The following is a 22,297-nucleotide window of genomic DNA, read 5'->3' as shown; positions in this document are numbered from 1 at the left end:
CCCGTGAGCAGACCCATGCCCGCCCGCACAGCAACCGAAGATGCAGTCGTGCGCCCTGCTCGGCTTCGGGGCGGGGATGCTCCTGCTACGGGGACACACGTCGCGGTCGTGCCGGCGATCGCCTCGACGTCGACGGCTCTGGGCACCCTGCTGCCCATCCTCAAGGACTCCGGTGCGGAGGGGCACAACCTGGCCTGTCCACGGCCTTCCTTGGACACCGCGCGTCAGTGGATGTGCTCCCCCGGGCCGGGGTGGGCGACGTTGTGCTGGATCGGACGTACGGACATCCCCCCGTCCACCGGCAGCGTGACCCCGGTGATCCAGGACGCCTGGGGCGACAGGAGGAACGCCACCGCCTCGGCCACGTCCCGCGGTTCCCCCATCCTCTGCATGGGGTAGCTCTTCTCCACCTGCTCGACGGGGATGCGGATGATCGAGTCCGCGAACTCCGTCCTGATGAACCCCGGTGCGACCGTGTTCACGCGTATCCGGGGAGCGAGCTGCTCGGCCAGGTCCCCCGTCAACCGGTTGAGCGCGGCCTTGGTCGCGGAGTAGGCGGGGAGCCGGACTCCCCCGGACGCCGCCACACTGGAGACGACCACGGCGGATCCGCCGTTCTCCCCCATCCAGCGCTGCCGCGCCAGCTTCAGGTAGCCCAGGGCACCGAGGACGTTGGTCTCGAACATGTGGCCGACCACGTCCGGGTCCAGTTCCATCGCCGGGGTCTGGCCGGCCGGGTTGATGCCGGTGTTGTAGACCAGCATGTCCAGACGGGAGAAACGGTCCAGCGTCTCCTCCACCGCCGCCTCCCGGTCCTGCTCCTTGCGGCTGTGGGCCTGCAGCCCCACCACCCTGCCGCCCGTTTTCTCCCGGATCCGCTCGCACGCCTCCCGAAGAGAGTCCTCGTTCCTGCCGGTGATGGCCACGTCGGCTCCCCGAGCAGAGAGCGCGTGCGCCACCGAAAAGCCGATACCCCGACTGCCCGAGACCACCAGTGCGGCCCTGCCGGCCAGGCTCCCCCTCTCGTGCCGGAGAGCGTCCATGCTCGACTCATCCATTCCCGTCCACTCCTTTCCTCTGCTCACTGTTCACCGTGGGAGGACGGAATCCCTTCACGTACCCGACTCCCCCACAGGCACCGGAACAGCCACCGGTGAAATACAACGCCTTTTCACCCTTTTCTTGGTACACACACCGCATGACACAGGCGTCACCCCAGGCTGATATGGGGCTGATACACGCTCCGACCGATGCCTTCCACCACCTTTTCGGCAGAGGAAAACGATCATGGTGAAATTCCTGAGGGCCAGTTCCCCAGGTGACCGAATAAGGGATTCGGAGGTCCTGGCCTCGATGCTGGAGGGCACGTCGGTCGGATAGCCGTCCCCAGAGACCTGTTGCCGATCACCGACAGGGGTTCCGCTTACCAACCCTTCGCGCACTCACCGGCTTCGTCCCTCTGCCCGACTCTCTCCCACCAGGTCGACCGCGGCGTCAGTGAACCGTGGGTGTGATGAGAGGAGACCCTCGATCTCGTCCAGCTCCACGCGGTATCCACGGATCTTGACCCACCGGTCCCCGCCCCCCGGGAACTCCAGTACATCCTCTTCGGTCCGACGGGCCCGATCACCGGTGCGACGGATCCGCACACTCGATCGCGCAACGAAGGGGGCGGGCAGGAACCACGCTCGTGTGCGGTCCTCGTCGTGCCTGCCGCGCTTGCCCGGCCAGAAGATCGTCCTGGCCCTTCAGACGCCCTCTACTCGGTGCGTTCCAGGATCCTGCGCATCTCGCGTTCGAGCACTGGAGACGGGTCCATGCCCAATTCCGCGGCCATACGCTCCCGTATCCGCTGATAGGCGTCCAGGGCGTCCTGCGCTCTCCCCAATCGGTCCAGCGCGATCATGAGTTGCGTACAGAGCCGCTCGTCCAAGGGGCGTTCCTCGACGAGTTGCTCCAGCAGGGGGATGAGGTCCGCGTACCGTCCGCGTTCGAGGTCGATCTCGACCAGACGGGTCAACGCCAGCGTTCGCTCGTGCTCGAGGCGACGGGCTTCTGCGTCGCGGATCACCCCTGGGGGAACGTCCTGCAAGGCGCGCCCCCGCCAACACCGCAAGGCTTCCTGATAGCAGGTCGCGGCCTTGTCCAGATCTCGGTTCCGAGCCCGTTGGGCCTGGTTGCACAAAGAGCGGAAGCGGTCCGTGTCGACGGCCCCCTGCGGTGCTTCCAGCCGATATCCAGGATAGTGCGAGTCAACGCGCACCGATGGCCTACTGCCCGCGGAGAACAATCCTATGGTTCTCCTGAGGCGTGACACTTGCGCGTGCAGGGCATTCGGTCCGCTGGCTGGCGGTACATCCTGCCAGAGTTCCTGGAAGAGCACACTGCTGGGAACCGTCTGTCCTCGATTGACGAGGAGAGCGCAAAGAAGGCTCCGTTGGAGCGGACCGGCAAGCAGGGAGCTACGGTTCGGACCTTGTATAAGCATGTCACCGAGCACGGAAAACGTGACCAAAATTACTCCATCGAAGCAGGACCCCCAGCTAGAGGCTTGTTGGTCCTCCAGCTCCTTGCTCGGTCGCATGGGCGCAATCGGACATTCACGGTGCCTGTTACCGGCAGATGAGCCATACCCGTCAAAACGCGGGGTAATCACGCATGAACAATCTGCGCCGAGCTTTACACCGACGGATGCGTCGAGAAAGAGATGTACGTACACCGGCCTCCTCACGAACACCCATGTGTCCCACGAGGAGGAGGTGACGGAGCCGCACTACACAGGGCGCCGTCTTCACGCAGGTGATTACGCGCCTCCGCCACGGTGACACGAGACCGCGAGGCGGGTCCGGGGTTCCAACGAGAAATACTTTCCGCTCGTCCCTCCGCTCCGAGCAGGCCCGCCTCTCCCAGCACCCCTGCCTACCGGGCCCCTGCTCTCCGGCTTCAGGATCATCTCCCCGTCGGCACCGCACCATGGGAACAGTGCGGCGAAACCCAGGACCGGTGCACGCGGGGGTCGTCCCGATCAACCTCCTCTCCGAGTCCGCGAACGACGGCACCCCAGTGAGGTCTTCCGGGAATCTGTCCATCCCCACGGAAGTACTCCTTGATCAGGAAAAATTTTCCGGAGCAATCCGACCCTCGAACCAAAAAGCAACAGGCCCCCAGCACCCTCCTGCCGGCGACGCAAGGAATACATCAGGAGGACGTCAGCGCCATATAAGCCGAGTACGCGAAAGTAGCCTGAGAAAGCTCCCGACGAGAGGCATGGAGGTACTGTGTTCACTGATTTCTCACAGACTCCGCTGGTCGGTGAGGCGGTCGCCAAACTCCGGAAGCTTGCCAGGAGCGATCCCGTGGGCAACCGGCTCCTGGATTCGCTGAGGGAGAACCGCGCCACCACGGAGAACTTCCGCAGGCTGGTGGGCGTCACCCACAAGTGCCATCCCGCCGAGATCACCGGTTTCGCCACAGTGATGTCCCGGTTCCCCAGCGAGCAAAACGTCGCCTTCCTCTGTGACATGGTGCGTTTGATCAATCGTGCACGCCCCAAACTCCGCCGTGTGATCGAAGCGTTCGGAATGACTGAGGAGGATGTCCGGAACTGGCCCCCGGACCACCTCGCATACGAGGTTCCGGGGTTCTGGGAAAGAGCCGCACTGTTGGGAAACCAGTCGCAAACGGCACTGGCCCTGTACTGGGGCATGGTGAACTACTTCCCCGACAGCGACGAGATGCTCCGGTTGCTCGGGGAGTCACCCCTGGAGGTGATCGACGAGATCGCCTGGTACTACGGGGGAGGCCAGTCCGACGAGCTCGAACTCCAGGCCCTACTGGCCGCCGAGGAGGGCCTTGCGCGAGGTGAGTCCCTGGACGAGGCCGTGATCGCTGCGCGAAGGATGGAGGAGGCGATCGCCGCCTACTGGCACGCGGCGGCCCGCTCCGCTGATGACGCCGAGAGCGACTCCTGACCGACGAACCCGAGCCTGCAGATCCGGTGGCCGCCGGTTCTCGCCCCTGACGGCCCCGGCTCAGTTGCCCGCCTGGTTCTCCCGGATATCAGGGATCGAGCAGGCAACGCCCGAGAGCAGTGAGCACCGGCCCCTGGTCCCACCCGGACCACTCCAGGCGGAGGCCTACGCAGCTGCTCTCCACAAACAGGAACGGCCCTGGGAGAGCCCCCATGCCGCACAGCGGGCACTCGGATTCCGCAAGGCCCGGTGGGCGCTGCTGAACAGCGCTGACGGCCCGCCGCTCTGCTTCGTGCTGAGCGACCGCATCCTTCACATTCCCATGAGCATCCTCTGTGAAATGCGGTATCGCCACGACGGCATGACACCACACCGACCCACCACGACCAACCCGGTGTGCCACACCTGCCATCCGCCTCTCTGGAATGGGCAGGAAAACCCCGTTCATCAAGTTTCTTTTATGTTTTCTCATTAATAGAAAGGGCTATGTCATGGACATTTCCTCGCGAATCTGCGTCTCCCCTCCGTACCGAGCGCTGGATGGGATCTCCTCCCCGACACCTGGATGCGCCACGGCATCGTTCTCCCCGGAGTTCCCTTCCGCGGCCGAAGAGCCGGTCTCGATCATCGAGGCGGCTCGGCATCTACCCATCATGGGGCTGTGCGCGGCCGCCACGACGGCCGGCCCGGGCCGTCGTTACTACCTGGCGCGCAGGGCCAGGCTGCGTCGCCTGACCCCGCCAGCGCCGGGAGCGCCGCAGCGGGTTCTGCGCACGACGGCTCTGGGGGGTATCAACAGACCGGGTTCGGCCTCGGCCGCCGCCTTCCTCTACGACTCCGACCACACGACCCTGTTCGATCTGCACTGCGACTACGTAGTCCTCGATGAGAAGAGCTTCGCGCGCACCTTCGAGCACCTGGCCGACTCCTCCACCCAACAGATGGCCTCCTCTCCCTACCGTTCGCCTTTGCGGCTGGACGATGTGTCGGTGTCCGGAGCGCAGGCACAGGCGGAAGTGAACCTGCGGGCCGAACAGTGCGCGGGCCATTTCGCCGGGTTTCCCGCTGTTCCGCTCGCTTACCTGCTGACGGCTCTGGTCGATCTGGCCGGGCGCCTGTTGGAGGACCCCGAGAACACAGGCCCACCGTTCCGGGTCGAACTGCTCCAGGCCGACACACTGTTGGCCCCCGGGGTTCCGATCGTGCTGCGGGCCCACCGACAGGAGGACCATCGGGTGCTCCTGAGCGCGGGTCACGGTGGGGACGAAACGGTCATGGTCTCCATAGCCTTCAGCAAGACCAGCACGTGAGTGAGGTGATGGCCCCGCAGGGCTGTTTCATCCCCGATGAGCGGTGATATCCACGTCGGTCAGCGAAGAACGCTCACGTCGACCGGACGAACGAAAGCCTCCTCCGGCACCCGCCGGACGGCGCCGGGAAGCGCGCCGCCCCAGCCGCGCCAGCAGCACGGACGAAATCCTGTACGACGTAGGCTGATGGCCCGCGCGGCCCCGGTTCAACCCCACCTGCACCCCACCGCAGACGCAGAAAGGGGCCCGTCTGACGACGGGCCCCTCACTGAACTGCTATTCCTCTGTCGGGACGGCGGGATTTGAACCCACGACCCCTTGACCCCCAGTCAAGTGCGCTACCAAACTGCGCTACGTCCCGGCCGCTGAGCGGAAGCCGTCTCCGGCCCCGCCAACGGGGACGACTCTATCGCATCTGGCGGGCCCTTCGCACACGGTCCGCGGGCCCCTCGGGAACCGCCTGGCTCCGGCCCCGGCGGTGGTCGCGGAAGGGACTCCGGGGGCTCCCGGACCGACCACAGGGTTTTGTCTTGATCGGTACAGAACGTGCTACCGTCACCCCATGGGAAGACCGCGCCAGTTCGACGAGGAGCGTGTGGTCCGGGCCGCCTACGGCGAGTTCCGGAGCAAGGGCTTCGACGGAACGTCCACCGCCGACCTGTGCCGGGCGACCGGACTGACCCGGAGCAGCCTCTACAACACCTTCCACTCCAAGGAGCACCTGTTCCGACGGGCGCTCTCGTACTACGTCACCACCATGACCGCACGCCAGGCCACCCTCCTGGGCACCGCGGGGGCCACCGCACTGGAACGCGTCCGCGCACTCCTGGCCGCGATCACCGAGGACGAGACCGCCAACCGGGCGGACGGGCACGGAGCGGGCTGCTTCACCGTCAACACCATCACGGCGGTCGCCTCCCGCAACCCGGACATCGCCCGGCTGGTCGAGGCGGACCTGCAACGCCGCCTCTCCGGACTGCGACTGACCCTCATGGACGGCCAACTCGACGGGTCCGTCACCGCCGACCGCGACCCCGAGGACCTGGCCTGGTACGTGACCTCCCTGATCTACGGGATGCGGATCGCGGCCCAGTCCGGCGCCGGACCGAAGACGCTGGCGGGTATCGCCTCGACCGGCCTCGCCGCGCTCGCGCCCTGACCAACTGAGCCACCGCCCCTGCCCCGGGCCGCCCCCGACCGCCCGTGCGTTTTCGCGCCCAAGTTTTGAACTGATCGATTCAAAACCAAGGGGACAGACCCCCATGCCCAGATCCGTCCACCTCCTAGCACTCGGCATCTTCGCCATGGTCACCAGCGAACTACTCGTCAGCGGGCTCATGCCGCAGATGGCCGAGGACCTCAACACCACCATCCCGCGCATCGGCTACCTGATCACCGCGTTCGCCCTGGCCATGGCGCTCGGCGGACCCCTGGCCACCCTGGCGGTGCTACGGCTGGGCACCGACCGCGCGATCCTGGTCCTGTTCGCCGTCTTCCTCGCCGGCAACGCCCTGGCCGCCCTCGCCCCCTCCTACGGGGCGATGGTGCTCGCCCGGGTCGTCACCGGCACCGCCGCCGGAGCCTTCTTCGGCGTCGCCCTGTCCGCCGTCGCCCAGGTGAGCGCCCCGCACCTGCGCGGCCGGGCCACGGGGCTGGCCCTCCAGGGGCTCATGGTGGGCACCTTGCTCGGCCTCCCCCTGTCCGCCCTGGTCGGCAACCAGTTCGGCTGGCGGGCCTCGTTCGTCCTCGTCGGAGTGCTGACCGTGATCGTCGCGGTCGCCACCGTGCCGGCGCTGCCACGCCTGGACAGGACCGAGGACGTCAAGGACCTGCGCACCGAAACCGCGGTGTTCCGCCGACCGCGGCTGTGGCTGGTCATGGGCACCTCGACCCTGGTCATCGGCGCCACCTTCGCGGCCCTCTCCTACTTCACTCCCGTTCTGACCGAGGTCACCGGCTTCTCCCGCGACACCGTTCCGCTCCTGCTGCTCGCCTACGGCGGCGCGACCGTGGTCGGCAACATCGTCGTCGGCCGCCTGGCCATGTCCCACACCATCACCGTCATCATTACGGGCCTGGCCCTCAACACGGCCTTTCTCGCCGCCTTCGCCCTGTTCGCCCACGTCCCGGCGATCGCGCTGCTGTCGATGACGGGCATCGGCCTGGTCGGCATCACCCTGAACCCAGCGATGATCACCCGCGTCCAGCGGGCCGGAAACACGCGTTCCCTGGTCAACACCGTGCACTCCTCGTTCATCACCCTGGGGGTCGTGCTCGGTTCCTGGTTCGGCGGCATGGGGGTGGACGCCCTCGGGCTGCGCGGGCCGCTGTGGGTGGGGACGGCCTTGGCGCTGCTCGCACTGGCGGCGATGGTCCCGCCCGCGCTCAGGGCGGCCCGGGTCGGTCAGGAGGCCGCCGACACTGCGCAAGAACGGTCAAGCGGCGGCGAGGGGCCCGAGAACATACTGGTCCCATGACCGACTCCACCACCGAGCCCTCCTCCGGGCGTGACCGCCTGCGTGAACTGCTCGACGCGGTCCTGGACGAGGACAACGCCCGACTGAGCGAGATGGCGGGGCAGGCCCACGCCTCGCCCTTCCACTTCAGCCGCCTCTTCACCCGGGACACCGGCGAGTCCCCGGTGGCGCTGCGCCGCCGGGTCCTGCTGGAACGCGCGTCCTGGCAGATCGGCCAGGGCACCAGCGTCACCGACGCGGCGTTCGCGGCCGGCTACGGGTCGGTGGAAGGGTTCACGCGGGCCTTCGCGCGCGCCTTCGGTCACCCGCCCAGCGCCACCACGTCGGGCAGCGGCAGATGGCTGCCCGCACCCAACGGCGTCCACTTCCACCCGCCGATCCACCTGTGGGTGGAGGAGAACCCGAGGGGACGACCCGGCATGGACCTGACCGCACTCCAGACCCACCACGACGTCGACGACACGACCCGGCTCATCGCCCTGGCGGCGGACCTGCCGGAACAGGACTACCGGAGGGTCTGGGAGCCCGGCCGGACCGTTCTGGCCTGGGACGGCCCGGAGGGGTCGATCGCGGCCGCCCTGGACCGGCTGGTGCGGTCCAAGGAGGTCTGGCTGGCCTCCATCGGCGGCGAGGACTTCCCCGGGCAGGGGCCCGACGACCCGGCCTCGCTCCGAGCCAGGCACGAGGTGGCGGGGGCGCGCTGGATCGCCGCCGTCGACGACATCGGGCGCCGGAACGCCTGGGGCGACCGGCTCATCGACGCCCTGTGCGACCCACCGGAGAGCTTCCTGCTCGGCGGGGTGGTCGCGCACGTGCTCACCTACTCCGCGCACCGTAGGCAGAGCGTCCGCCACATGCTGCGCGCGGCGGGGGTCGAGGTGGGCCACGGCGACCCACTGGAGTGGTTGCAGGAACGGCACGGGGCACCGAACCGACACCGGACACCGAACGAACGGGGAGACACGACATGAGCAGGACCGTCTACGAGACCGCCACCAGCCTGGACGGCTTCATCGCCGACCAGGACAACTCACTGGAGTGGCTGTTCGCCGTGGAGAGCGGACCGGAGGACGAGGGACACGGCGAGGCGCTCGACAGGACCGAAGAGTTCATCAGGGGCGCGGGAGCGATCGTGATGGGGGCGACCACCTACGAGTGGATCCACAGGCACGAGGGCGGCAAGCCCTGGCCGTACCAGGTCCCCACCTGGGTACTCACCCACCGGGAGCTCCCCCGGGTCGAAGGCGACCTCCGCTTCACCAGCGCCGACACCGACCAGGAGCTGCGGGACCTGCACGCGAAGATGGTCGAGGCCGCCGACGGCCGCGACATCTGGGTGGTCGGCGGCGGACGGATCGCCGCCGAACTGGCCCGGCTGGGGCTGCTGGACGAGGTGTCGGTCTCCGTCGCACCGGTCAGCCTGGGCGGCGGCGCTCCCCTGCTCGACGGGCGGGTCCGGTTGAAGCCGCTGGAGGCCAAGCTCGCGGGTCCCTTCGCCTGCCTGCGCTACGCGGTCGTCAGGGACTGACGCCCCGCACCGCGCCCCGGGACACCGCTGCGGTGTCCCGGGGCGTGTCCTGCGCGCGGTTCAGCCCGCTTCCAGAACCCTCATCCGCTCTGCGGCCTGCGCGACCTCGTTCTCGTTGAACACGGCCACCCCGTGCTCACGGAGCAGGTGCGCGGTCACACCCTCCCCCGGCACCTTGCGCCCCTCGAAGGTCCCGTCGTACACCTCGTGCAGCCCGCAGGAGGGGCTGGACTCCTTGAGCAGCGCCATCACCACCCCCTGGGAGCGGGCGGTGGCCAGCGCCGAACGCGCACCGGACACGAAGGGGCCCGTCACGTCCGCGCCCTCGGGGGTGAGGATGCGAGCCCGCCCGGCGAGCACGTCGGCGGCGTCGGCGCCCGGTTCGATCTCCGCGGGCGGCCGGGGCACCGGCAGACCGCCGGCGATCTCGGGGCAGTGCACGACGAGGCGCCCCTCCTCCCGCCAGCGAGTGACCGTGTCGTCCCCCACAGGTTTCGCCTGGCCGTCGTAACGGACCCTGCGCCCCATCAGGCAGGCACTGACCAGCACTTTTCGCATACCGCCAGGCTACCGCCGGACACTGCGGCCACATCCCACGGATTCAGCACCCGGAGTGCTTACCTATGTGCACCAGGTGAGAGCACCGAGGGAGAGACGTGAGCGACAACCAACCAGAGGGCCGGCGGGTCCTGCGAACCGAGCACCGGGCCACCCGCAAGGCCGTCACGGCCGCCGCGATCGGCAACGCGACCGAGTGGTACGACTTCGGTGTCTACAGCTACCTCGCGGTCACGATCGGGCTGGTCTTCTACCCGTCCCAGACCGCGGGCGTCCAACTCATCGCCACGTTCACCACGTTCGCGGCGGCCTTCCTGGTCCGTCCGCTCGGCGGCATGTTCTTCGGCCCGCTCGGCGACCGGATCGGCCGCAAGCAGGTGCTGGCGTTCACGATGCTGCTCATGGCGGCGAGCACCTTCTCTATCGGGCTCATCCCCTCGGCCGCCACCATCGGCATCGCGGCGCCGGTCCTGCTGCTGGTCGCCCGGATGCTCCAGGGCTTCTCCACCGGCGGCGAGTACGGCGGGGCCACCACCTTCATCGCCGAGTACGCGCCGGACCGGCGCCGTGGTTTCCTCGCCTCCTGGCTGGAGTTCGGCACCGTCAGCGGCTACGTGGGCGGGGCCACCATCGTCACGGTCATGACCCTGCTGCTGGGTGGCGACGCGATGACCGCCTGGGGTTGGCGCGTTCCGTTCCTGCTGGCCCTGCCGCTCGGCGCCGTCGGCCTCTACCTCCGGCTGAAGCTGGAGGACACCCCGGTCTTCAACGAGAACACCGACGGCTTCGCCAAGGACTCCGCGGGGAAACGCCGCAGGGGACAGCTCAGGGAGACCGTCGTGGGCCAGTGGCGCACCCTCCTGCTGTGCATCGGCCTCGTCCTGGTCTTCAACGTCAACAACTACATGGTCACCGCCTACCTGCCCACCTACCTGGAGGCCGAACTGGGGTACTCGACCACCCTGGCCCTGGTGGTGACCCTGGGCGCCATGGCGTTCATGCTGGCGACGGTGACCCTGTTCGGCCGGCTGAGTGACAGGGTCGGCCGCCGACCGGTACTGCTCTCCGGCAGTCTCTGTGCGATCGTGCTGTCGCTGCCCGCCTTCTGGCTGGTCCAACAGGGCAGCCCGTGGGCCGCGTCCCTGGGTGTGGTGGTCCTGGCCCTGACCCTCGTGCACTTCTCCGGTGCCGCGCCCGCCTCGCTCCCGGCGTTCTTCCCCACCAAGGTCCGTTACGGTGCCCTGGCCATCAGCTTCAACATCTCGGTGGCCCTGTTCGGCGGTACCACCCCGCTGGTCGCCGAGTCGCTGGTGCAGTCCACCGGAAACCTGTACTCGCCCGCCTGGCTGGTGATGGCCGCCGGGGCTGTCGGTGTCCTGGTGGTCTGGCGGATGCGGGAGAGTGCCGGGAAACCGCTGCCGGGCGCACCGGCCATCCCGGTCCCCGAACGCGGCCCCGCGACCGTGGGAGGTCTGCCCCGCCCCCGCAGGGGCGACGGCTCGGGCTGGAGTATCCGCGGCAGCAACGTCCGCCGCCTGCCCTCCGACCCCTGACCGGGGCCGGGGCACGGACCGGAATCCGAGCACACGCCGAAGGGGCGCCCCGCCCGGGACGCCCCTTCGGTTCCGGAACCCGTGCCTACTTCCGGCGGCCACCGCCGCCGCGCGGCTTGCGGTCCGGACGCACACTGCCCTTCGAGGCGCGGCCCACGCCGGCGTTCTTCTTCTCCCGGATGCGCATGCTGATGTGCACCGGGGTCCCCTCGAAACCGAAGTCCTCGCGCAGGCGCCGCTCGATGAAGCGGCGGTAGTTCTCCTCGAGGAACCCGGTCGTGAACAGGATGAAGTGCGGCGGACGCGCACCGGCCTGGGTCGCGAACAGGATCTTGGGCTGCTTGCCGCCGCGCACCGGCGGCGGGGTGGCTGCCACCAGCTCCTTGAGCCAGTTGTTGAGCTGACCCGTCGAGATGCGCTGGTTCCAACCCGCCAGGCTGGTCTCGATCGCGGGGACGAGCCGCTCCATGTGGCGGCCGGTGGCCGCGGAGATGTTCACCCGCGGCGCCCAGGAGACCCGCGCCAGCTGGCGGTCGATCTCCTTCTCCAGGTAGATCCGGCGCTCGTCGTCGAGGATGTCCCACTTGTTGAACGCCAGGACCAGACCGCGGCCGGACTCGACGACCTGCTCCACGACCCGGATGTCCTGCTCGGCGAGCGGCTCGCTGACGTCCATCAGCACCACGGCCACCTCGGCCCGCTCCAGGGCGGTGCCGGTACGCATGGTCGCGTAGTAGTCGGCGCCCTGGAGCGCGCGGAACCGGCGGCGGATACCGGCGGTGTCGATGAACTTCCAGGTCTTGCCGCCCAGCTCGATGAGCTCGTCGACGGCGTCCCGGGTGGTGCCCGCGACCGAGTCCACGACCACCCGGTCCTCACCGGCGAGCCGGTTCAGCAGGCTGGACTTGCCCACGTTCGGACGGCCCAGCAGGGCGATCCGGGACGGGCCGTCCTCCTCGTCCTCCTCCGCGTCGCCCACGGGCGTCTCGGGGAAGGAGTCCACGATGGCGTCCAGCATGTCGCCGGTGCCGCGACCGTGCAGGGCGCTGATCGGGTAGGGCTGTCCCATGCCGAGGTTCCACAGGTCGAGCGCGTCGGCCTCCTGGCCCTCGCCGTCGACCTTGTTGGCCGCCAGCACCACGGGACGTTTGGTGGAGCGCAGCACTCGGGTGACGGCGGCGTCGGCGTCGGCGATGCCGACGGTCGCGTCGACCACGAACAGGATGACGTCGGCGGTCTGCGCGGCGTACTCGGCCTGCCGGGCGACCATCGCGGCCAGGCCGCTGACGCTGGTCTCCCAACCGCCGGTGTCCACCAGCGTGAAGCGGTGGTTCTGCCACTCGGCGTCGTAGGCCACCCGGTCACGGGTCACCCCCGGCACGTCCTCGACCACGGCCTCGCGGCGGCCGAGGATCCGGTTGACCAGACTGGACTTACCGACGTTGGGGCGACCGACGACGGCGACGACGGGCAACGCCGTCTCCTCGCCCTCGGGGCCCGTGTCGACCACGTCGAACTCACTCATGTACTCGTACTCCCGGTTCTGGGTCCCCACGCGCCCAGGATGCGTACCGCGGGGATGCGAAAGGATTCGACGCGATCGCCACGTGAATCACCACGGGCGCCGCTGAGGGCGCCCGCGTCCTGCCACGGAGGGCAACCCCCGTGGATGTTTCTGTGTTCCCCCGAAGGGGAAGGTGTGGCCGGTTCCTCCCTGCGGAGGACCTACCCGTTCCCGGCCTCGTCGGCCAGCTTGACGACCAGAGCGACGACCTCGTCCAGGTTCAGGCCCGTGGTGTCGAGCTCGGTGGCGTCGGCGGTCTGCGTCAGCGGCGAGTGGGACCGGCTGGAGTCCAGCATGTCGCGGCGGGCCAGGTCGGCCTGGGTCGCGGCGATGTCCCCGGTCCGGACCTCCTTGCTGCGGCGCTGGGCGCGCGCCTCGGCGCTGGCGGTCAGGAACAGCTTGACCGGTGCCTGGGGGGCGACCACGGTCGTGATGTCACGGCCTTCCACGACGATACCCGCGGACTCGTTCCGGGCGGCCTCGATGATCTCGCGCTGGGTCCGCACCAGCAGAGCGCGCACCTCGGGCACCGCCGAAACGGCGCTCACGTTGGTGGTGACCTCCTTGCCGCGGATCTCGGCGGCCACGTCACGGCCGTCCACCGCCACCGTGGGGGCGGAGGGGTCGGTGCCCATGGTGATCACGGGGCGCTCGACGTTGGCGGCCACCGCGGCGGCGTCGTCGACGTCCACACCGTTGTCCAGCATCCACCAGGTGAGGGCCCGGTACATGGCTCCGGTGTCGAGGTAGCGCAGTTCCCGCGCCTTGGCGACGCCCTTGGCCGTGCTCGACTTGCCCGACCCGGAGGGACCGTCGATGGCGATGACGATTCCCTTGCCCTGCGCGCTCACTACTGCTGACTCCCTCACTACGGACGGATGACACCGTCACTGCCGACGCCTCAGCCTACCTTCGCGCGCGGGGCCGTCGCGCCGCGCGCCCGTCCGCGCGAAGGGCCGCAACACACCAGGGGGCGTGCTCAGGCACCCGGGTGCACCGACCAGCCGTCGGCCGACAGGGCCGCGGCGAGGGTGTCCACGGCCTCCGGGAGCACGTACAGCTCGGCCACGCCCAACGGCAGACCCGGGGAGTGCTCGATCCGCACGTCCTCGATGTTGACGCCGGCCGTGGCGGCCGCGGCGAACAGGCGGCCCAGCGCCCCGGGCTCGTCCGGGATGACGACCGGGATCACCGTGTACACGGGGCGGCGGACCGCACCGTGCTTGCCGGGGATGCGGCCGTGTCCGGAACGCCCCCGGGCCAACAGGTCGCGGACCGGCTCCAGGCCGACGTCGTCCCCGCCCCCGGCTCCGTCCCGGGAGGAGGTTTCGGTCCCGGCCGGAGCCCGGCCGGGCGGATCGGCGGGGGTCCGGGCGGACCAGGTGCGCAGCGCCTCGGCGGTGGCCGCCAGGTCGGCGGCCGTCTCGCGCAACACCTCGGCCACCGGCCCCGCGTTGTGGGTGAGGATCTCCGTCCACATGGCCGGGTCCCCGCCGGCGATACGGGTGACGTCGCGCACCCCCTGACCGGCCAGGGTCAGTGCGGCCTCGTCCCCGGCCAGCAGCCGGGCGGCCACCGCGGAGGAGGCCACGTGCGGGGCGTGCGAGACCAGGGCCACCGCGCGGTCGTGCGCCCCCGCCTCCAGTACCAGCGGATCGGCCCCGCACAGGCGGGCCAGTTCGGTCACCGCGGCCACGGAACCGGCGTCGGCGTCGTCGGTGGGACACAGCGCCCAGGACCGGCCCAGGAACAGGTCCGCGCGGGCGGCACCCGGGCCGTGCTTCTCCCGGCCGCCCATCGGGTGCCCGGCCACGAAGGCCGTCATGTCACAGCCGAGCCGCTCTGCACCCGCCACCACGCTCGCCTTGACACTGGCCGCGTCGGTGTACACCTGGGCCAGCTTCCGGTCCTGGGCGTCGCACAGCACCGCCGGGACGACGGCGGGGGGCGCGGCGATCACCGCGATGTCCGCGGGAGAGCTCTCCGCGGCCCCGTCCAGGGGGCGCCCGGCACCGAGGTCGCAGGCCAACCGCAGGGAGGCCGGATCCGGGTCGGTGAGGGTGACATCGACACCACGGGCGCGCAGGGCCAGAGCGATCGACGTCCCGATCAGACCGCTGCCGAGCACCGTGACCCGACGCAGGTCCGTCCGCCTCGTTCCGGCGCCGTCCGCGCCACCGCTACCACTCACTGCTCCCCCGACCCTGCCGTGTGCCTGTCTTCCAGACTACGGCCCCGGCGGCCCGGACCCGGAGCCGCCACCTGCCGCAACGCCGCACCTACTGGGCGATGTCCAGGCGCAGCGCCTGCGCCCCACGCAGGTAGACGTGCTGGACGTCGGCGCGCGCACGGTCGGTGTCCACGTGCGCCATGAGCCGCACCACACGCGGCAGGGCGTGCGGGACGGCGATCTCGGTCGCGCACATCAGCGGAACGTCGACGAAACCGACCTTGCGCGCGGCCAGCGCGGGGAACTCACTGGTCAGGTCGGGGGTGGCGGTGAACACCACACTGATCACGTCGTCCGTGGTGAGTTCGTTGCGCCGCATCACCTCCCGGACCAGTTCGGCCGTGGCCTCCAGCACCTGCTCGCGTTCGTCCGCGTCGACCTGCACCGCACCGCGGATGGCCCGTACCGCCACGTTCGATCCCGCCTTGTCGTCGTCAACCCTGCCGCACCCGGAGAAGAGGAAACGGCGGCCGCTCCCCCGTTCGGGGTGCGACCGCCGTCAACTGTATCCACAGCCCTGCGTGGTTACAGGCCCGCCACCTTGTACAGCTCACCGATCTCACGCGAGCTGAGCGCGCGCATCGTGCCCAGCCGCAGGGTGTTGAGGTCGATCGGGCCGACCTGGGTGCGCGCCAGGTCCGTGACCGGGTGGCCCACCTCCTCCATGAGGCGGCGCACGATGTGCTTGCGCCCCTCGTGCAGGCGGATCTCCACCATGGCCTGGGCCTCGTCGTTGTCGACCACGCGGAAGGAGTCGACCTTCACCGGGCCGTCCTCCAGCTCCACGCCCTTCTGGATCCGGCGCACCACGCGGTGCGGAACCGGCCCCGGGACCTTCGCGACGTAGGTCTTGACGACCTTGTAGCGCGGGTGCGTGAGCCGGTTGGCGAGGTCCCCGTCGTTGGTCAGCAGGATGAGACCCTCGGTCTCGGTGTCCAGCCGACCCACGTGGAAGATGCGCTCCTCGGTCTGACCGGCGTAGTCGGCCAGGGTCGGACGGCCCTGCGGGTCCCACATGGTGCTGACCACACCGCGCGGCTTGTTCAGCGCGAAGTACAGCTTGTCCGGGGCGGTGACCACGCGCATGTCGTCGACACGGATCTCGGAGACCTCCGGGTCGACGCGGGCGCCGAAGCGCCGCACGACCTGGCCGTCCACGCTCACCCGGCCGGCCGCGATCATCTCCTCGCTGGCCCGGCGGCTGGCGACACCGGCCGCGGCCAGCGCCTTCTGGAGCCGGATGCCTCCCGGAACGTCGGTGTAGGTGTCACGGGGGTCACCGCTGTGGCGGTCCTCGTCGCGCGGGTTGTAGTCCGCCCGCAGGGCGTTGAGGCGCTCACGAGCCGCCTTGGAGAGCTGGCTCTCGCTCTTGGCGTCCCTGACCGGAGCGTGGTCGCGGCGCGCCGGGCGCTGGTCGGGGTCTCGGCCCTGGTCACGGCGCGGCCGGTCGTCCCGACCCTGCGGACGGCCACCGCGGTCGTCACGGCGCTGGTAGCCGCCACCGCGCTTGTCACCGCCCTGCATCCGACGGCCCTGGGCGTCCCGACGGGTACGGCCGTCCCCGCCCTGGTAGCCACCGCCGCGGTTGTCGTCACGGCCCTGCGGGCGGCGGTCGCGGTCGTCACGGCGAGGACGGTCGTCGCGGCGCTCGAAGGAACGGCCGCCACGGTCGTCCCGGCCCTGGGGACGCCGGTCACGGTCGAAACGGCCACCACCACGGCGGTCGTCACGCCCCTGACCCTGGTAACCACCACGGCCCCGGTCATCGCGGCCCTGATAGCCGCCACCACGCCGGTCGCGGTCGTCCCGGCCACCGCCACGGCGGTCGTCCCGGCCCTGGTAACCGCCACGGCCACGGTCGTCCCGGCCCTGGGGACGCCGGTCACGGTCGTCACGGTCGAAACGGCCACCACCACGGCGGTCGTCACGCCCCTGACCCTGGTAACCACCACGGCCCCGGTCATCGCGGCCCTGATAGCCGCCACCACGCCGGTCGCGGTCGTCCCGGCCACCGCCACGGCGGTCGTCCCGGCCCTGGTAACCGCCCCGGCTCCGGTCGTCACGGCGGGGACCGTCACCACGCCCCTGGGGGCGCCGGTCGTCCCTGCCTCGGTCGTCGCGGTGGCCTCGGCCTCCGCGGTTGTTGTAGTCGCCGCGCTCACCGCGCGGTGCGTCGTCCCGCTCACCACGGGAACGTTCGTTGTTAGGTGTGCTCACCGGTGTCGTCAAGACCTTCGATGTCGTCGGGGAGGAACGGCGCCAGATCAGGCAGCTCGTCAAGGCCGCGCAGGCCCAGCCGTTCCAGGAAATAGGAAGTGGTCCGATACAGCAGAGCACCGGACTCGGAGTCGTGTCCGGCCTCTTCGATCAGGCCCCTCAGTACGAGGGTACGCATAACCCCGTCGCAGTTGACCCCGCGTACGGCGGAAACCCTGCCACGTGAGACCGGTTGGCGGTAGGCGACCACGGCCATCGTCTCGAGTGCGGCCTGGGTGAGCCGCACCTCCTGCCCTTCCCGGAGGAAGTGCTCGACGATGTCGGCGCATTCGGGCCGCGTGTACACACGCCACCCGTCGGCCACCGCCCGTAGGTCGAAACCACGGCCCTGCTCGGTGTATTCCCGGGAGAGTTCCTCCAGGGTCCGGGTGACGGTTTCCACCGGTACGTCCATGGCGCGGGCCAGGTCGTACTCGGACACCGGCTGGTCGACCACCATCAGCACGGCCTCCAGGTCACGGCGCAGGGTCGGCGTGGCCTGGGCCCCGCCCGCGTCCGCGGTCTGCTCTGCGGTCATGGCTGCTCCCCCGGCGTCGTGTCGGCGGTCGGTGCCGCCTCGTCGTAGTCGGACTCCAGCTCGACGTCCCCGTCACCACCGGTCCAGGTGACGGTCAGTTCGCCCAGCGGTTCGGGCTGGTCGAAACCCACGTTCGAGGCCCGGTACAGCTCCAGCAGGGCCAGGAACCTGGCGACGACCTCGAAGGTACCGGTGCACTCGACCGTCAGCTGTGCGAACGTCAACCGGCCGTGTTCGCGCAACTCGGCCACCATCAGCTCACCCTGCTCCTTCACGGAGGTCTTGGTGAGGTGGATGTGGGTGACCGAGACGCTCGGCGGCTCCTTCGGGGTGAACACCATGCCGGCCAGGGCCGCGAACTCCTGGGGCCCGAGCTTGAACAGCACGTCCGGGCGCATCCCGGCGAACCGCTCCTCCAACGGCACCGCCCGCGCGTACCGGCGGCCCTGGGTGGCCAACCGCTCCCGCATGAAGGAGGCGACCTCCTTGTAGGCCCGGTACTGGAGCAGGCGGGCGAACAGCAGGTCCCGGGCCTCCAGCAGGGCCAGGTCGCCCTCGTCCTCGATCTCGCCCCGCGGCAGCAGACGGGCGGCCTTGAGGTCGAGCAGGGTGGCCGCGACCAGCAGGAAGTTACTGGCCTGGTCCAGGTCCCAGTCATCGCCGAACGCGCGGATGTGCGCGATGAACTCGTCGGTCACCTTCGACAGCGCCACCTCGGTGATGTCCAGCTTGTGCTTGGAGATCAGCCCGAGCAGCAGGTCGAACGGTCCCTCGAAGTTGTCCAGGTGCACCTGGAAGGCGTTCTCGTCGACCTCGTCGGCGCCCTCCTCCTGCGGGGGCGGCCCCTCCCGGTCAGTCATCATGACCGGCCCGCGTCTTCTTGCTCATGACACAAGGGTGTCACCGGCTCGGACCAGCCGGTGACACCCTCTGTCTCCCGCCCCGGTCCGTGTCCGCTCCCCCAGCGGTCGGACCGGGGTACTCATTCCTCACTCAGCCGACGTACCAGCATGCTGCTCGAACCGTGCTCCTCGAAGTCGGCCAGCAGCACGGCGACGGCCTCGCGTACGAGGCGGCCGCGGTCGGCAGACAGCCCGTGCTCCGCGCGGAGCGAGAGCCTGGTCTGTTCCAGGGCCAGCAGTTCGGGCCCCGAAACGTAGACGGTGATCTTCTCGTCGTGGCGCTGGCGCCCGCTCGGTTTCGGCGCACGGCGCACCTTGGTCCTGCCGCGGCTGTTCGGCTTGCGCGCGGGCCGCTCCGACGGAGTCTCGGCCGTCCCCTGTCGGTCCTGTTCCGGTACCTGGTACTGGCGTTCGGTCTCGCCCAACTCCTCCTCGGAGCCGGAGGGGCGGAAGAACAGTTCGTCCGCCCCGGGTAGCGTCACGCGCCGTGACCGCTGAGAGGCCACCTCGCCAGCACCTCCTTGGCCAGGGACCGGTAGGCGTTGGCCCCGGCCGAGGACGAGTCGAACCTGGTGATCGGTTCCCCCGCCACAGTGGCGTCCGGAAAACGCACGGTGCGGTTGATCACCGTGCCGTAGACCTTGTCCCCGAACCCGTCCACGATCGTGGACAACACCTCGCGGGCGTGCAGGGTGCGCGGGTCGTACATGGTGCCGAGGAAACCGTCGATCACCAGGTCCTCGTTGAGCCGCTCCTGCACCTTCTGGATCGTGTCCATCAGCAGGGCGACACCGCGCAGTGCGAAGAACTCGCACTCCAACGGCACGATGACCCCGTCCGCCGCGGTCAGCGCGTTGACGGTGAGCAGGCCCAGCGACGGCTGGCAGTCGATGAGGATGACGTCGTAGTCGTTGATGACCGGACGCAGCGCGCGCCCCAGCATCTGCTCACGTGCCACCTCCCCGACCAGCTGCACCTCGGCCGCGGACAGGTCGATGTTGCTCGGGATGAGGTCCAGTCCGTCGATGTCCGTCTTGAGCAGGACGTCCTCGACCGTCACGTCGCGCTGCATGAGCAGGTTGTAGACGGTCAGGTCCAACTCGCGCGGGTCCAGCCGCCCCAGACCCACCGACAGCGCGCCCTGCGGGTCGAAGTCGACCAGCAGCACCCGTCTGCCGTACTCGGCGATGGCCGCACCGAGGTTGATGGTGGTGGTGGTCTTACCGACCCCACCCTTCTGATTACAGAGTGCTACAATCCGTGCCGGGCCGTGTTCGTCGAGCGGTGCTGGCTCCGGATATGTCCGCTCGGGTCTCTTGGTGTGCAGATCCGCCCCCGTGTTGCGTGTCGTCCCCCAGGGGTTGCTCACCGGATCGGCGAGGTCCCCCTCACCGACGGGTGCGGTGTTCGCCGCCTCGTCGTACTCCGACCAGTTCACAACCCTTGACCTCCCCCACGGACCGGCCACGGCCCGATGGGACTGCTGACGCCTCCCACGACTGGCCGCCGTCGGAAACTCAATATGTCGACAGCAACGTACCTCTGTGCGGCGACTCTAGAACGACGACACGGCGCACTTCAACATGATCGGACGAGGATTCCCCCGCCTGCACAACCGGGAGGAACCGCTCGCACGTACCCCTCCTTCTCGTAGGAGAAGGGTACACACGGCGCACGTCGGACTCACCCCGAACGCTCCCCCGCTCCCCCTGTCACCAGGGCCCTGCCCTCACCCCGAGCCGCCGTCGGACCACCGTGCCCGGGGGTGGCTGGAGGCGTACACCTCGCGCAACCGCTCCACCGTCACCAGCGTGTAGACCTGGGTGGTGGTGACCGAACTGTGCCCCAGCAGCTCCTGCACGACCCGAATGTCGGCGCCGCCGTCCAACAGGTGGGTGGCGAAGGAGTGCCGCAGGGTGTGCGGGGAGACGCCCTCGACCCCCGCCCGTGCGGCCACCGCCGACAGCAGCGCCCACCCGCCCTGACGGGTCAATCGGCCACCGCGCGCGTTCACGAACAGGGCGGGACCGCCTCGGCCCGACGCGGCCAGGGCCGGGCGTACCAGGGTCAGGTACCCACCCAGAGCCCGCCGCGCGTAGGAGCCCAGCGGGACCAGGCGTTCCTTCCCGCCCTTGCCGCGGAACCGCACCAACCCGACCGCGCCGTCGGCGTCCACCGCCTCCGCGACGTCGTCCACGTCCAGCCCCACCGCCTCCGAGACACGCGCCCCGGTGCCGTAGAGCACCTCCAACAGGGCGCGGTCACGCTGGGCCAACAGATCGGCCCGCGCGGCCGAGGCAGGAGCGTCCGCCGGGCCCGCCGCCTCCAACAACCGCTCCACCGCCTCCAGGGGAGCCGCCTTGGGCAGCCGCATCGGCGGCACCGGGGGTGTCACGTCCACGGCCGGGTCGACGGCCGCCCACCCCTCCCGCACCGCGAACCGGTGCAGCCCGCGCACCGCCGCCAGGGCTCGTCCGGCCGAGGCCGCACCCAACGGGGCGTGCTCCTCGTCGCCCTCGCGCAGCGCACCCAGGTACGCCCCGACGTGCCCCGGACAGACCTGCGCCGGCTCGGTGAGCCCTTGGTCCTCCAGGTAGCCGACGTAACGGCAAAGGTCACGACGGTAGGCCAGCAGGGTGTTGTCGGCCAGAGCCCGCTCGGCACCCAGATGGTCCAGGAACGCGGCCCGTGCACGCCACAGCGGACCCGCCCCGGGTTCGGTCCGCGCCATCGGGTCAGGCATCCGCAGCCACGGGCAGGGAGGTGAACCCGTCCTGGGCCGCCGTGTGCGCGGCCAGGATCCCGATGATCGTCGCCCCGTTGTGCAGGCGTCCCTCCAGGACCGCGCGTACCGCCTCCGGCAGCGGCAGCCACTCGGCGGCGAGGTCGGTCTCCTCGTGTTCGCGCACGAAGCCGACCTCCTCCTCGGGTACCTCGGTCAGGTCCCGGGCGAGGAAGATGTGGATGCGCTCGTCGGAGAAACCGGGGCTGGGGAAGAAGTCGGGCAGTTCGTGCCAGGTCCCGGCGCGCAGCGCGGACTCCTCCAGCAGTTCCCGCCGGGCGGTGGCCAGGGGCCCCTCGCCCGCGCCGTCGATGAGCCCGGCGGGCAGCTCCCACAGGGTGTGCTGGGTGGGGTGCCGGTACTGGCGCTGCAGCAACACGCGTCCGGCCGAATCCAGGGCCACGACCGCCGCCGCCCCGGGATGGTCCATGTAGTCGCGGGCGGCCAGACTCCGGCCCTCACCGTTGGCCCCGGGCATCTGCACCCAGTCCGTGCGCATTCCGCACTTGGCGCCGGTGAACCGCTCCTCGGTGCGCTCCACCGGCCACGACGCGGGGGCGTCCGCGACCTTCGCGTACGCCCCCGTCGTTTCGGCGGTGACCGGGCGGGTGTGGTTGGCCATGCGGCC

At 69.8% G+C, this 22,297-nt stretch carries 22 protein-coding genes and 1 tRNA gene; 8 read left to right on the top strand and 15 right to left on the bottom strand.

What is annotated here, in order from left to right; translation table 11 throughout:
- Positions 1 to 224 precede the first annotated feature (224 nt).
- Positions 225 to 1,058 carry an SDR family oxidoreductase gene (locus ACUKCB_RS03170; RefSeq protein WP_473038934.1) on the bottom strand — a complete coding sequence of 278 codons (834 nt, stop codon included), beginning with the start codon at positions 1,056 to 1,058 and terminating at the stop codon, positions 225 to 227.
- Between the two features lie 701 nt (positions 1,059 to 1,759).
- Entirely contained in the window at positions 1,760 to 2,488 is a 729-nt protein-coding gene (locus ACUKCB_RS03165; RefSeq protein WP_473040908.1) for an AfsR/SARP family transcriptional regulator, read from the bottom strand.
- A 790-nt stretch (positions 2,489 to 3,278) separates the two neighbouring features.
- Here ACUKCB_RS03165 and ACUKCB_RS03160 point away from each other — a divergent pair.
- From ACUKCB_RS03160 to ACUKCB_RS03150, 3 genes are read left to right on the top strand one after another with little or no spacing between them, the layout of a single operon-like run.
- Entirely contained in the window at positions 3,279 to 3,971 is a 693-nt protein-coding gene (locus tag ACUKCB_RS03160) for a hypothetical protein (protein WP_473038933.1), read from the top strand.
- Complete coding sequence (locus ACUKCB_RS03155) at positions 3,949 to 4,446, top strand: Scr1 family TA system antitoxin-like transcriptional regulator (RefSeq protein ID WP_473038932.1); 498 nt, start codon at positions 3,949 to 3,951, stop codon at positions 4,444 to 4,446. Before ACUKCB_RS03160 ends, ACUKCB_RS03155 begins: the two co-directional genes overlap by 23 nt.
- 16 nt (positions 4,447 to 4,462) lie before the next feature.
- Positions 4,463 to 5,281 carry a hypothetical protein gene (locus tag ACUKCB_RS03150; protein WP_473038930.1) on the top strand — a complete coding sequence of 273 codons (819 nt, stop codon included), beginning with the start codon at positions 4,463 to 4,465 and terminating at the stop codon, positions 5,279 to 5,281.
- Between the two features lie 287 nt (positions 5,282 to 5,568).
- Here the strand turns inward: ACUKCB_RS03150 and ACUKCB_RS03145 are convergent.
- Positions 5,569 to 5,642: transfer RNA gene (locus ACUKCB_RS03145), tRNA-Pro, on the bottom strand.
- A 201-nt stretch (positions 5,643 to 5,843) separates the two neighbouring features.
- On the opposite strand from ACUKCB_RS03145, the gene ACUKCB_RS03140 reads away from it, so the two are divergent.
- The 4 genes from ACUKCB_RS03140 (at position 5,844) to ACUKCB_RS03125 (ending at position 9,286) form a co-directional block, all read left to right on the top strand.
- Positions 5,844 to 6,440, top strand: a complete 597-nt coding sequence (locus ACUKCB_RS03140) for a TetR/AcrR family transcriptional regulator (protein WP_473038929.1) — start codon at positions 5,844 to 5,846, stop codon at positions 6,438 to 6,440.
- Between the two features lie 103 nt (positions 6,441 to 6,543).
- Positions 6,544 to 7,758 carry an MFS transporter gene (locus ACUKCB_RS03135; protein ID WP_473038928.1) on the top strand — a complete coding sequence of 405 codons (1,215 nt, stop codon included), beginning with the start codon at positions 6,544 to 6,546 and terminating at the stop codon, positions 7,756 to 7,758.
- On the top strand, positions 7,755 to 8,729 hold the full coding sequence (locus tag ACUKCB_RS03130) for a helix-turn-helix domain-containing protein (protein ID WP_473038927.1): 975 nt from the start codon (positions 7,755 to 7,757) through the stop codon (positions 8,727 to 8,729). The genes ACUKCB_RS03135 and ACUKCB_RS03130 overlap by 4 nt, the downstream gene beginning before the upstream one ends.
- Positions 8,726 to 9,286, top strand: a complete 561-nt coding sequence (locus tag ACUKCB_RS03125) for a dihydrofolate reductase family protein (protein WP_473038925.1) — start codon at positions 8,726 to 8,728, stop codon at positions 9,284 to 9,286. The genes ACUKCB_RS03130 and ACUKCB_RS03125 overlap by 4 nt, the downstream gene beginning before the upstream one ends.
- 60 nt (positions 9,287 to 9,346) lie before the next feature.
- Here ACUKCB_RS03125 and ACUKCB_RS03120 read toward each other — a convergent pair whose 3' ends face one another.
- Positions 9,347 to 9,844: a 2-thiouracil desulfurase family protein gene (locus ACUKCB_RS03120; protein ID WP_191272138.1), complete on the bottom strand. Its 498-nt coding sequence runs from the start codon at positions 9,842 to 9,844 to the stop codon at positions 9,347 to 9,349.
- A 98-nt stretch (positions 9,845 to 9,942) separates the two neighbouring features.
- Between ACUKCB_RS03120 and ACUKCB_RS03115 the strand changes: the two genes are divergently transcribed.
- The gene (locus ACUKCB_RS03115) at positions 9,943 to 11,397 is read left to right on the top strand and encodes an MFS transporter (protein WP_473038923.1); all 1,455 of its coding nucleotides are present in this window, start codon (positions 9,943 to 9,945) and stop codon (positions 11,395 to 11,397) included.
- A gap of 85 nt (positions 11,398 to 11,482) precedes the next feature.
- Here the strand turns inward: ACUKCB_RS03115 and der are convergent, their stop codons facing one another.
- From der to ACUKCB_RS03060, 11 genes are all read right to left on the bottom strand, one after another.
- A complete protein-coding gene (der, locus tag ACUKCB_RS03110) occupies positions 11,483 to 12,922 on the bottom strand; it encodes a ribosome biogenesis GTPase Der (protein WP_473040907.1) in 1,440 nt (479 codons plus the stop codon).
- 200 nt (positions 12,923 to 13,122) lie between these two features.
- The gene (gene cmk, locus ACUKCB_RS03105) at positions 13,123 to 13,812 is read right to left on the bottom strand and encodes a (d)CMP kinase (protein WP_473038922.1); all 690 of its coding nucleotides are present in this window, start codon (positions 13,810 to 13,812) and stop codon (positions 13,123 to 13,125) included.
- 128 nt (positions 13,813 to 13,940) lie between these two features.
- The gene (locus tag ACUKCB_RS03100; protein WP_473038921.1) at positions 13,941 to 15,152 is read right to left on the bottom strand and encodes a prephenate dehydrogenase; all 1,212 of its coding nucleotides are present in this window, start codon (positions 15,150 to 15,152) and stop codon (positions 13,941 to 13,943) included.
- 88 nt (positions 15,153 to 15,240) lie between these two features.
- A complete protein-coding gene (gene aroH, locus ACUKCB_RS03095) occupies positions 15,241 to 15,603 on the bottom strand; it encodes a chorismate mutase (protein WP_473038920.1) in 363 nt (120 codons plus the stop codon).
- 113 nt (positions 15,604 to 15,716) lie between these two features.
- Positions 15,717 to 17,408 (bottom strand): pseudouridine synthase, encoded by a 1,692-nt coding sequence (locus ACUKCB_RS03090; protein WP_473038919.1) that lies wholly within the window; start codon positions 17,406 to 17,408, stop codon positions 15,717 to 15,719.
- Complete coding sequence (gene scpB, locus ACUKCB_RS03085) at positions 17,395 to 17,985, bottom strand: SMC-Scp complex subunit ScpB (protein ID WP_473038918.1); 591 nt, start codon at positions 17,983 to 17,985, stop codon at positions 17,395 to 17,397. The genes ACUKCB_RS03090 and scpB overlap by 14 nt, the downstream gene beginning before the upstream one ends.
- Positions 17,982 to 18,848: a segregation and condensation protein A gene (locus ACUKCB_RS03080; RefSeq protein WP_473038917.1), complete on the bottom strand. Its 867-nt coding sequence runs from the start codon at positions 18,846 to 18,848 to the stop codon at positions 17,982 to 17,984. Before ACUKCB_RS03080 ends, scpB begins: the two co-directional genes overlap by 4 nt.
- 119 nt (positions 18,849 to 18,967) lie before the next feature.
- The gene (locus ACUKCB_RS03075) at positions 18,968 to 19,369 is read right to left on the bottom strand and encodes a hypothetical protein (protein WP_473038916.1); all 402 of its coding nucleotides are present in this window, start codon (positions 19,367 to 19,369) and stop codon (positions 18,968 to 18,970) included.
- Positions 19,366 to 20,325 carry a ParA family protein gene (locus tag ACUKCB_RS03070; RefSeq protein ID WP_191272154.1) on the bottom strand — a complete coding sequence of 320 codons (960 nt, stop codon included), beginning with the start codon at positions 20,323 to 20,325 and terminating at the stop codon, positions 19,366 to 19,368. Before ACUKCB_RS03070 ends, ACUKCB_RS03075 begins: the two co-directional genes overlap by 4 nt.
- Positions 20,326 to 20,616: 291 nt before the next feature.
- Complete coding sequence (locus ACUKCB_RS03065) at positions 20,617 to 21,630, bottom strand: site-specific tyrosine recombinase XerD (RefSeq protein ID WP_473038915.1); 1,014 nt, start codon at positions 21,628 to 21,630, stop codon at positions 20,617 to 20,619.
- Positions 21,623 to 22,291: an NUDIX domain-containing protein gene (locus ACUKCB_RS03060; protein ID WP_473038914.1), complete on the bottom strand. Its 669-nt coding sequence runs from the start codon at positions 22,289 to 22,291 to the stop codon at positions 21,623 to 21,625. Before ACUKCB_RS03060 ends, ACUKCB_RS03065 begins: the two co-directional genes overlap by 8 nt.
- Positions 22,292 to 22,297 lie beyond the last annotated feature (6 nt).

This window comes from Nocardiopsis moroccensis, from assembly GCF_055763695.1.
The sequence above is the reverse complement of the archived record's forward strand: the minus strand, read 5'-3'. Positions and strand labels throughout refer to the sequence as shown.